The organism is Pseudomonas sp. LBUM1660 (assembly GCF_059695935.1).
This window is the reverse complement of the sequence record NZ_CP166795.1, coordinates 1789696-1799781: the sequence shown is the minus strand read 5'-3', so window position 1 is coordinate 1799781 and position 10086 is coordinate 1789696. Positions and strand designations below refer to the sequence as shown.

The 10086-nt window shown below is 61.2% G+C and carries 8 protein-coding genes; 6 read left to right on the top strand and 2 right to left on the bottom strand.

The features are described from left to right. The first annotated feature begins 131 nt into the window (after positions 1-131). Genes ACA068_RS08475 through ACA068_RS08465 form a run of 3 tightly spaced genes read left to right on the top strand, consistent with a single transcriptional unit; the run spans position 132 to position 5046 of the window. Positions 132-1490, top strand: a complete 1359-nt coding sequence (locus tag ACA068_RS08475) for a TolC family outer membrane protein (RefSeq protein ID WP_497309091.1) — start codon at positions 132-134, stop codon at positions 1488-1490. A 19-nt stretch (positions 1491-1509) separates the two neighbouring features. Further along, positions 1510-3669 (top strand): type I secretion system permease/ATPase, encoded by a 2160-nt coding sequence (locus ACA068_RS08470; protein ID WP_497309089.1) that lies wholly within the window; start codon positions 1510-1512, stop codon positions 3667-3669. A gap of 9 nt (positions 3670-3678) precedes the next feature. Continuing rightward, entirely contained in the window at positions 3679-5046 is a 1368-nt protein-coding gene (locus ACA068_RS08465; protein ID WP_094468566.1) for an HlyD family type I secretion periplasmic adaptor subunit, read from the top strand. Positions 5047-5191: 145 nt separating this feature from the next. Here ACA068_RS08465 and ACA068_RS08460 read toward each other — a convergent pair whose 3' ends face one another. Both ACA068_RS08460 and ACA068_RS08455 read right to left on the bottom strand, forming a co-directional pair. Continuing rightward, positions 5192-5788 (bottom strand): tRNA-uridine aminocarboxypropyltransferase, encoded by a 597-nt coding sequence (locus tag ACA068_RS08460; RefSeq protein ID WP_497309087.1) that lies wholly within the window; start codon positions 5786-5788, stop codon positions 5192-5194. A 4-nt stretch (positions 5789-5792) separates the two neighbouring features. After that, positions 5793-6686, bottom strand: coding sequence for a LysR family transcriptional regulator (locus ACA068_RS08455; RefSeq protein WP_007945995.1), 894 nt, complete (start codon positions 6684-6686; stop codon positions 5793-5795). A gap of 389 nt (positions 6687-7075) precedes the next feature. Here ACA068_RS08455 and speB point away from each other — a divergent pair, with 389 nt between their 5' ends. From speB to ACA068_RS08440, 3 genes are read left to right on the top strand one after another with little or no spacing between them, the layout of a single operon-like run. After that, entirely contained in the window at positions 7076-8026 is a 951-nt protein-coding gene (gene speB / locus ACA068_RS08450; protein ID WP_010462004.1) for an agmatinase, read from the top strand. Between the two features lie 9 nt (positions 8027-8035). Further along, entirely contained in the window at positions 8036-8443 is a 408-nt protein-coding gene (locus ACA068_RS08445; RefSeq protein ID WP_497309085.1) for a YybH family protein, read from the top strand. 54 nt (positions 8444-8497) lie between these two features. Then, positions 8498-10009, top strand: coding sequence for a purine-cytosine permease family protein (locus ACA068_RS08440; RefSeq protein ID WP_497309083.1), 1512 nt, complete (start codon positions 8498-8500; stop codon positions 10007-10009). Positions 10010-10086: the final 77 nt, after the last annotated feature.

Sequence of the window (10086 nt, the reverse complement as noted above, 5' to 3'; positions counted from 1 at the left end):
AAAAAATTTCTTAGCTACGCTCTAGAATGTTCTTAGCTACGTTGTTACAAGCATGAAACGGTTTTGCTTATAAATGCCGTCAAATAATTGGCGACTGATAAAGAACCATCAGGAATCAGGGAGATGTACTCATGCGCGTTTTAACCCCCCTATGCAGCGCAGTTCTGCTGGCCATGGCCTGCACATCCCAGGCCCAAGCCATGTCGGTGACCGAGGCGATCCAGAGCACCATTGCAACCCACCCGGAACTGGCGTCGCGCGTAGACTCGCGCCTGTCCGCGGATGAGCAAGTCAAAGTCGCCAAGGGGGGCTTTTATCCATCAGTTGATCTGAACGCCGCCTACGGGCGCGGGTACAGCGATAACACCAACACCCGGGCGTTCGGCAATCACAACACCAGAATCCTCACCTACACCCAATCGGAGCTGCGTTTGCGGCAAATGCTCTTCGACGGGTTCAACACCGCCAACGAAGTCGAACGCACCAAAGGCGTGGTCAACTCCCGGGCCTATTACGCGCAAGGCACCGCTCAGGATTTGGCATTGCGCACCATCGAGGTCTACCTCGAAGTGCTCAAGCGCCGCGAACTGGTGACCCTGGCCACGAACAACCTGCAGGCTCACTTGCGGGTCAACGACCAGATCGGCCTGCGCACCCAGCGTGGCGTCGGCAGCAACGCCGACTCCGATCAGTCCAGTGCTCGCCGGGCATTGGCGCAAAACAACCTCGACACCGCCGAAGTCGATCTGGCGGATGCCGAATCGAATTTCTACGCCGTCGTCGGGCGCGTGCCCGATGAACTCGAAGCGCCGCCGTCGATCCGCGGCGAACTGCCCGGCACCCTGCCGGAAGCCCAGCAGAGCATGGTGGAAAACAACCCGTACCTGAAATCCGCCCAGGCTGACGTGCAATCGGCCGAGAGCCAATACGAAGTCGCCAAGTCGCCGTTCTACCCACGTTTCGACGCTGAAGCAGCGGTGGGCGCAAACAACAACATTCAGGGCGATGAAGGCCACGACAACGAATGGCGCGTGGGCGTGGTGATGAACTACAACCTGTTCCGCGGTGGCAGCGACAAGGCTCGCCTGGCTTCCGATGCGCATCAGATCAACCAGGCAATGGACATCCGCAACAACGCCCTGCGCCAACTCAACGAGAACATCCACCTGGCCTGGAACGCCATGGTCAATGCCAAGAAACAAACCCCGACTGCGCGCGAATACGCGGATACCAGCCGGCGCGTGCGCCTGGCGTATCAGGACCAGTTCGGCCTCGGCCAACGCACCCTGCTCGACTTGCTCGACAGTGAAAACGAGCTCTACAACGCCAATCGCCGCTACACCGAAGTGCGCTACACCGAGGAATACTCGATGTACCGCGTGCTGGCGAACATGGGCGAGTTGCTGAGCAAGCAACGGGTGGTGCTGCCCGCCGATGCGATCGCCCAGACAGAAGTGAAAAACGAAGCGCGTTTGCCTGAACTGAAATAGCTCACTGGGGGCGATCAATGTGACCAGCATGGAACCCGGCAACACCGGTGTCGATCCGCGCCTGAGCTTCGATGACCCGCTTCTGGACGGTCTGTTGATCCTCTGTAAACTCCACGGCGCGACGGTCAGTCGCGCCAGCCTGAGTGCCGGGCTGCCCCTCAACAAACAACGCCTGAGCCTGGACCTGCTGCCCCGCGCAGCAGCCCGGGCCAGCTTGCAGGCGCGGGTGCTGCGCCGCGAACTGGCGGACATTTCCGCGCTCAACCTGCCTGTGATGCTGATCCTCAACAACGGCCGCACCGCCATCCTGCGACGCTTCGGCGATGACGGCCGGTTGCTGATCCTGCCCAGCGAAGCGGACGGTGGAGAACAATGGGTCAGCCGTGAAGAATTGGCCGAAAACTACAGTGGCCAGGCCTTGTTCGCCCGGCCACGCCATGAACTCGAAGACTTGCGCTCACCCCTGGTGCCGCGTGTGGAAGCGTGGTTTCGCGACACCTTGAAGCTGTCGAAATGGCTGTACAGCGATGCGATTCTGGCGAGTTTTCTGATCAACCTTTTGGGGTTGATGGTGCCGCTGTTCGTCATGCAAACCTACGACCGCGTGGTGCCAAACCAGGCCACGTCGACCTTGTGGGTGCTGTCGATCGGCTTGCTGATCGGCACCGGTTTCGAACTGGTGCTGCGGGTGGTGCGCGCGCACTTGCTGGACACCGCCGGGAAGAAGACCGATGTGATTCTTTCCGCGACCTTGTTCGAACGCATCACCGGCATGGCCATGAAAGCGCGGCCGGCGACCATTGGCGGCTTCGCCCAGAGCATCCACGACTTCCAGGGCCTGCGCGAATTCCTCACCGCCGTCACGCTGACCAGCCTGATCGACCTACCCTTTGCTGTGCTGATGCTGGTGGTGATCGGCCTGCTCGGCGGCTGGCTGGTGGTGATTCCATTGTTGGCGTTTCCGATCACGATCATTTTCGCGATGATCATTCAGGTCCGCCTGCGCGACACCGTGCAGAAAAGTCTGAGCCTCGGCGCCGAACGCCAGGCCTTGCTGATCGAAACCCTTGGCGGCCTGGAAACCCTGAAAGCGTGCAGCGCCGAAAGCGAACGCCAGCACAAATGGGAAAGCACCCACGGCGCCCTCACCCGCCTCGACAGCCATGCGCGCAACCTCTCGGCGCTGGCCACCAACGGCACGCTGTTCATCCAGCAATTCTCCGGCATGGCGACCATCGTCGCCGGGGTCTACAGCATCATCGCCGGCAACCTCAGCGTCGGTGCGCTGGTGGCGACCTACATGCTCGGCAGCCGCGTGCTTGCACCCTTGGGACAGATCGCCGGTTTGATCACCCGCTACCAGCAAGCGCAACTGACCATGAAAAGCACCGATGCGCTGATGTCCCTGCCGCAAGAGCGCGACGCCAACCAGCGGCCGCTGGAGCGCACGCAACTGCAAGGCGCGATGGATGTCAGCGGTGTGACCTTCCACTACAACGGGCAGAACGCCCCGGCCCTGGCCAACGTCAGCTTCAGCGTCAAACCCGGCGAACGGATCGGCATCATCGGTCGCAGCGGCTCGGGCAAAAGCACCCTGGCGCGCTTGGTGATGGGGTTCTATGCGCCGGAAGAAGGCCAGTTGCTGCTCGATGGCCTGGACCTGCGGCAACTCGATGTCGCCGACCTGCGCCAGCAAATCGGTTATGTCGCCCATGACCTGCCGCTGCTGGCCGGCAGCCTGCGCGACAACCTGACGCTGGGCGCGCGTTACATCAGCGATTCACGAATGCTCGAAGTCGCCGAACTGACCGGCGTCACCGAGCTGGCGCGTCAACATCCGCAAGGTTTTGACCGGCCCGTGGGCGAACGCGGGCAGTTGCTGTCCGGCGGTCAACGCCAGGCAGTGCTGCTGGCCCGGGCCTTGTTGCTGGATCCGCCGATCATGTTGCTCGACGAACCCACCAGCGCCATGGACAACAGCAGCGAAGACGTCTTGCGGCAGAAACTCCACGGCTGGGTGCAGGGCAAGACTTTGCTGCTGGTGACTCACCGCACCTCGATGCTCAGCCTGGTGGATCGGCTGTTGGTGCTGGATAACGGGCGGATCGTGGCCGACGGTCCGAAAGAAGCGGTCATCGATGCACTGCGCAAGGGCCGTGTCGGCTCTGCGGCTGTCTAGGAGCTACCCATGGCCCGTTCATCATCCGACACGCCACAAGACCGGGGCTACTTCGGCAGCTTCGGCAAAACCGCCGAGAGCGAATTCATGCCGGAAACCGCCGGCGCCTCGCTGCAGGATTCTCCGCGCTGGTCGCGAATCACCGTGTGGCTGGCCGCAGCCTTGCTGATTACGGCACTGGTCTGGGCCAAGTTTGCGGTGCTGCAAGAAGTCACCATGGGCGAAGGCAAGGCGATCCCGTCGAGCAAGGTCCAGGTGATCCAGAACCTTGAGGGCGGCATCGTCACCGAGATCTTTGTGCGCGAAGGGCAAATGGTGAACAAGGGCGACACCTTGCTGCGCCTGGATGACACGCGCTTTCTGTCGAACAAGGGCGAGAGCGAAGCGGATCGTTATGCCTTGACCGCGCAGGTCGAACGTCTGTCGGCTGAAGCGGAAGGCCGGCCATTCAAGCTGTCGCCTGAGGTCATCGCCAAGGCACCGCAAGTGGCCGAGGACGAGCGCTCGCTGTATGAACAACGCCAGCGCCGATTGGCCAGTGAGCAACGGACGCTGAGTGAACAACTTCGGCAGAAAACCCAGGAACTGGCGGAATTCCGCTCCAAGCAGGGGCAGTTCAGTTCGAGCCTGGCCTTACTGCAACAAGAGATGAACATGTCCGCACCGCTGGTGGGCACCGGGGCGGTTTCACCGGTGGAAATCCTGCGGCTCAAACGCAGCGCCGTGGAGATTCGCGGCTCGCTGAACGCCACGACACTGGCAATTCCTCGGGCGGAATCGGCGATCAACGAGATCAAAAGCAAGATTGATGAATCGGAACAATCCTTCCGCTCGGACGCGGCGAAAGAGCTGAATGAGAAACGCACCGACCTGTCGAAAATCACAGCGTCGAGCATTGCCATCGATGACCGTGTGACCCGCACCACCGTGGTGTCGCCGGTGCACGGGATTATCAAAGTGCTGAAGGTCAATACCATCGGCGGCGTGGTCCAGCCCGGCAGCGACATGGTGGAGATCGTCCCCATTGAAGACAACTTGCTGATCGAAGCCAAGGTGCGGCCGCAGGACGTGGCGTTTCTGCATCCGGGGCAGAAAGCGATGGTCAAGTTCAGTGCGTACGACTACACGATTTATGGCGGGCTGACTGCCAAGCTGGAGTTGATTGGTGCGGACACGATTACCGATGACAAGGGCAACAGCTTTTATCTGATTCAGGTGAGGACCGACAAGAATCACTTGGGCGGGGATGTGAAACCGTTGCTGATTATTCCGGGGATGGTGGCGACGGTGGACATCATTACGGGCGAGAAAAGCGTGTTGGATTACCTGTTGAAACCGGTGTTGAAAGCCAGGACCGAGGCGATGCGGGAACGGTAGTTTCTTGCCGGGTTAGTTGGTGATTGTGCTGCCGTCTTCGCGGGCAAGCCTCGCTCCTACGGGGTTGATGTCGTTCACAAAACATCGGCACACCTCAATCCTGTAGGAGCGAGGCTTGCCCGCGAAGAGCCCCCTCTGTCACCCACTATTTTGGCCCATGGTTACGCAAAAAGGTCTCTTCTCCCATCGCCGCAATCTGCCCCTCGATCAACGCCTCGAACGGTTTCAACAAAGGTTCAAAAGAGCTCGGCGCTTCCAGCGTCTGCAACGCTTGAACAATCGCTTCCACCGTCGACAACGCTCCCGGCCCGGGGGCTTTGCGCAGTCGATAGCGAGACACGCCGCCCTCCGCCAACGTCACCCTCGGCAGCGCCGCCAGCAATGGATTGAGGTGCAACATCTTGCGCGCCTTGCGCCAGGTACCGTCCGGGACGACCAGCAACAGTGGCTCGTCATTCGAGGTGTACGCCTGCAACGGCTGCGCATCGTCGGCCGGAAACAACAACCGCGCTTGATACCCCGGAGGATTCAGCAGCACCGGCAAATCCTCGAACACCTCGCCGACAATCAACTCGGCATTCTTCAAGCCCAACGCGGCCAGTCGCGCCGTGTTCAGCGCATGGTTCACTTCGCTCGGATGCTGCAATAGCAACACCCGGGTGCGGCTGTCGAGGCTCGGGATCAACGGGCACAGGCAATGGGTTTGTGGGCGCAGGCAACGTGGACACTGGATTCTGGACATGTTCTCAGGCCTGGTTCAGTTGTGCTTTGAGCAGATCGCGGAAGGTCTGGATCAGCGGCTCGCGACTGCGGCCACGGCGCACGATCATCGAGAACGGTGCCTGATAGCCGAAGGTGGCGGGCAGCAGGACGCGCAAATCGCCCTTGTCCGCCCAAGCCTGGGCGTAGTGCTCCGGCAGGTAGCCGATGTAGGCGCCGGAGAGCACCAGAATCAGCTGCGCCTCCATACTTTCCACAGTGGCGGCGCTGTGTTTGAAGCCGTGACGCGCTAGCTCGGCCTGGCTCCAGTAACCACGGCCCACCATGCGCTGCTGGGTGATGACTTGCTCGGGGATGCGCCGTTCGGTGAACAGCGGATGACGACTGCTGCAATACAGCCAGTGTTGTTCGCGGTACAGCGGCATGTAGACCAGACCGCTCATGCGCGTGGAGAACGCGCCGATGGCCAGGTCGAGACGGTTGTCCTGCACGCCGAGCTGCAGTTCGTAGGGGCTCATGACCGACAGGTGCAAATGCACGGCCGGGTGTTCCTGGCTGTAGGCGCCGATGGCTTCGGCGAAGGGCAAGGCCTTATCGCTGACGGTGGAGTCGATCACCCCAAGGTTGAGGGTGCCGCGCAGCTCGCCCTTCAACGCCGCTGCATATTGTTCGAAGCCTTCAAGCTCGCCCAACAGACGCAGGGTTTCCTGATGGAACAGCTCGCCCTTGCTCGTCAGGCTGAAACCACCGCGACCGCGATGGCAGAGCACCAGGCCGAGGGCGGCTTCGAGCTGGCTCATGTAAGTGCTGATCGCCGAGGTCGAGAGGTTGAGCTCTTGCTGGGCATTGGCGAACCCCTGATGACGCACCACGCTGACGAAGATGCGTAACAGTTTCAGGTCGGGTAAAGCGTTGGCCATGGGGGGCTCCAGCAAAAGCACATGTAGACGATGAGGCCTGTAGCAGCTGCCGAGCCCGCGAGGCTGCGTTCGGCTGCGCAGCAGTCGTAAAACCTGAGCGCGAGGTTTTTTCTGAAGCACCGCGTTGCCTGATTTGACGACTGCTGCGCAGCCGAACGCTGCCTCGCGGTGCTCGACAGCTGCTACAAGGCCAAGTGTCAGTTGCGAAATAAAGCAGCGCCAGTCTATCGGCACGTCAGCCATTAGTTTAGAAAAATCTGAACTAAGTATTTGCCCGTAGCGATTCTTCCCGTGCACTACATTTCGCAGAATCGGCCCCCAACGGTGCCCGTACCTCCCCGGAGCGGCGCAACCGACATAAATAAAACAACGACGATGAGGCCTTACCCGTGGACAAGATTCTTCACCAACCACTGGGCGGCAATGAAATGCCGCGCTTCGGCGGCATCGCCACCATGATGCGACTCCCCCATTTGCCTACCGCTGCCGGTCTGGATGCTGCCTTCGTCGGCGTCCCGCTGGACATCGGCACCTCGCTGCGCCCCGGCACCCGTTTCGGACCTCGCGAAATCCGCGCTGAATCGGTGATGATCCGCCCGTACAACATGGCGACCGGCGCTGCGCCGTTTGACTCGCTGTCGGTGGCCGACATCGGCGACGTGGCGATCAACACGTTTAACCTGCTGGACGCCGTGCGGATCATCGAAGAATCCTACGACGCCATCCTCGAACACAACGTGATCCCCCTGACCCTGGGCGGCGACCACACCATCACCCTGCCGATCCTGCGTGCCATTCACAAGAAGCACGGCAAGGTCGGCCTGGTGCACATCGACGCTCACGCCGATGTGAACGATCACATGTTTGGCGAGAAAGTCGCCCACGGCACCACCTTCCGTCGCGCGGCCGAAGAAGGCCTGATCGACTGCGATCGCGTGGTGCAAATCGGCTTGCGCGCTCAGGGTTACACCTCCGAAGACTTCAACTGGAGCCGTAAGCAAGGCTTCCGTGTGGTTCAGGCCGAAGAGTGCTGGCACAAATCCCTGGCACCGCTGATGGCTGAAGTCCGCGAGAAAGTCGGCGGCGGTCCGGTGTACCTGACGTTTGACATCGACGGCATCGACCCTGCGTGGGCGCCAGGTACCGGCACCCCGGAAATCGGTGGTCTGACGACCATTCAGGCGATTGAGATCATTCGCGGCTGCCAAGGCCTCGACCTGATCGGCTGCGATCTGGTAGAAGTCTCGCCCGCTTACGACACCACCGGCAACACCTCGCTGCTGGCCGCCAACTTGCTGTACGAAATGCTCTGCGTACTGCCTGGCGTGGCCCACCGCTGAGGATCGGTCATGAACGAACGTGATCAGGTGTTGAAAGCCGCCGCCGATCTGGTGACGGCCTTTGCCCGTAACGATCGCGAAGCCTACTTCGGCGCGTTCAGCGCCGACGCCAGCTTCGTGTTCTACACCCTCGAGCAGCCCCTGCTGTCGCGCGACGCCTATCAGGCGTTGTGGGACACCTGGCGCGCCGAGGATGGCTTCGAGGTGCTTGCGTGCACCTCGAGCAACGCCTTCGTCAGCCTGCAGGGTGACATGGCGATTTTCATCCATGACGTGGCCACCGAGCTGCGCATGCAAGGGGAGCAACACTTCAGCCAGGAGCGCGAGACGATTGTGTTTCGCCGACAACAACAAGGCCTATGGCTGGCCTGCCACGAACATTTGTCCGCAATGCCGGAAGGGCTGCCACCCCCTTAGCCAAACAGGTGACGCTCACACACGATGAGCGCGCCTTTATGATCGGAGCTGATCATGAATAACAACAACAAAGACCAAAGCCTTACGCACATCGAAACCTACGGGGTCGAACAGATCCCGGACAACGAACGCACCGCAGGCCCGACGGACTTGTTCCGGATGATCTTCGGCGGTTCCAACACTTTTGCCACCGCCGTGCTCGGCAGTTTCCCGGTGCTGTTCGGCCTGTCTTTTCAGGCGGGCGTCTGGGCGATTGTGCTGGGCGTGCTGCTGGGCTCGCTGATCCTCGCACCCATGGGCCTGTTCGGCCCGATCAATGGCACCAACAACGCCGTGTCTTCCGGTGCGCACTTCGGCGTGCACGGGCGGATCGTCGGTTCGTTCCTGTCACTGCTGACCGCCATCGCCTTCTTCTCGCTCTCGGTATGGAGTTCGGGTGATGCGCTGATTGGTGGTGCGAAACGCCTGATTGGTCTGCCGGAAACCGACCTGACCCTGGGCCTGGCCTACGGTCTGTTCGCGATTCTGGTGCTGACGGTTTGCATCTATGGCTTCCGCTTCCTGCTGTGGGTCAACAAGATCGCCGTGTGGAGCGCCAGCCTGCTGTTCCTGCTGGGCATCTTCGCCTTTGCCGGGCCTTTTGATGTGAACTACGCCGGCACCGTCAGCATGGGGCAACCGGGTTTCTGGGCAGCGTTCATCGGTGCTGCACTGGTGGCCATGAGCAACCCGATTTCCTTCGGTGCGTTCCTCGGTGACTGGTCGCGCTACATCCCGCGGGACACTTCCAAGCGCCGGATCATGGCCGCCGTGGTGATCTCGCAGATCGCGACTTTCATTCCGTTCCTGTTCGGTCTCGCCACCGCCACCATCGTTGCGATCAAGGCACCGGACTACATCGCGGCCAACAACTACGTCGGCGGTCTGCTCGCGGTTTCGCCGAGCTGGTTCTTCCTGCCGGTGTGCCTGATCGCAGTGATCGGCGGCATGTCCACCGGCACTACTTCGCTGTATGGCACCGGGCTGGACATGTCCAGCGTGTTCCCACGGGTGCTGTCGCGGGTCAAGGCGACGTTGCTGATCGGTGTGATGTCGATTGCCTTCATCTTCATCGGGCGCTTTGCGGCGAACCTGGTGCAGAGCGTGTCGACCTTCGCCGTGCTGATCATCACCTGCACCACCCCGTGGATGGTGATCATGATCATCGGTCTGCTGGTGCGCCGCGGCTTCTACTGCCCGGATGACCTGCAAGTGTTCACCCGCGGCGAGAAAGGCGGCCGCTACTGGTTCACCCATGGCTGGAACTGGCGTGGCCTGGGTGCCTGGATCCCGAGTGCACTGGTGGGTCTGTGCTTCGTGAACCTGCCGGGGCAGTTTGTGGGTGTGCTGGGTGATCTGGCCGGCGGCATCGACATCAGCCTGCCGGTCACCCTCGGCCTGGCCTCGCTGGTGTACCTCACGCTGCTCAGCCTGTTCCCGGAACCGGCCGCGGTGTTCGGGCCGAATGATGCACGCAGCAAAGGCACGGATTCGCTCGGAAAACCGGCGATGCGACAAGCCGCCTGATTCGACACAAACGGTGGTCAACGGAACCTCTGTGGCGAGGGAGCTTGCTCCCGCTCGACTGCGCAGCAGTCGCAAAA

Coding starts and splice junctions, on each gene's coding strand:
- ACA068_RS08445 (WP_497309085.1), top strand. CDS start 8,036: ATGAACGAACGTGATCAGGTGTTGAAAGCCGCCGCCGATCTGGTGACG.
- ACA068_RS08475 (WP_497309091.1), top strand. CDS start 132: ATGCGCGTTTTAACCCCCCTATGCAGCGCAGTTCTGCTGGCCATGGCC.
- ACA068_RS08440 (WP_497309083.1), top strand. CDS start 8,498: ATGAATAACAACAACAAAGACCAAAGCCTTACGCACATCGAAACCTAC.
- ACA068_RS08465 (WP_094468566.1), top strand. CDS start 3,679: ATGGCCCGTTCATCATCCGACACGCCACAAGACCGGGGCTACTTCGGC.
- ACA068_RS08455 (WP_007945995.1), bottom strand. CDS start 6,686: ATGGCCAACGCTTTACCCGACCTGAAACTGTTACGCATCTTCGTCAGC.
- ACA068_RS08460 (WP_497309087.1), bottom strand. CDS start 5,788: ATGTCCAGAATCCAGTGTCCACGTTGCCTGCGCCCACAAACCCATTGC.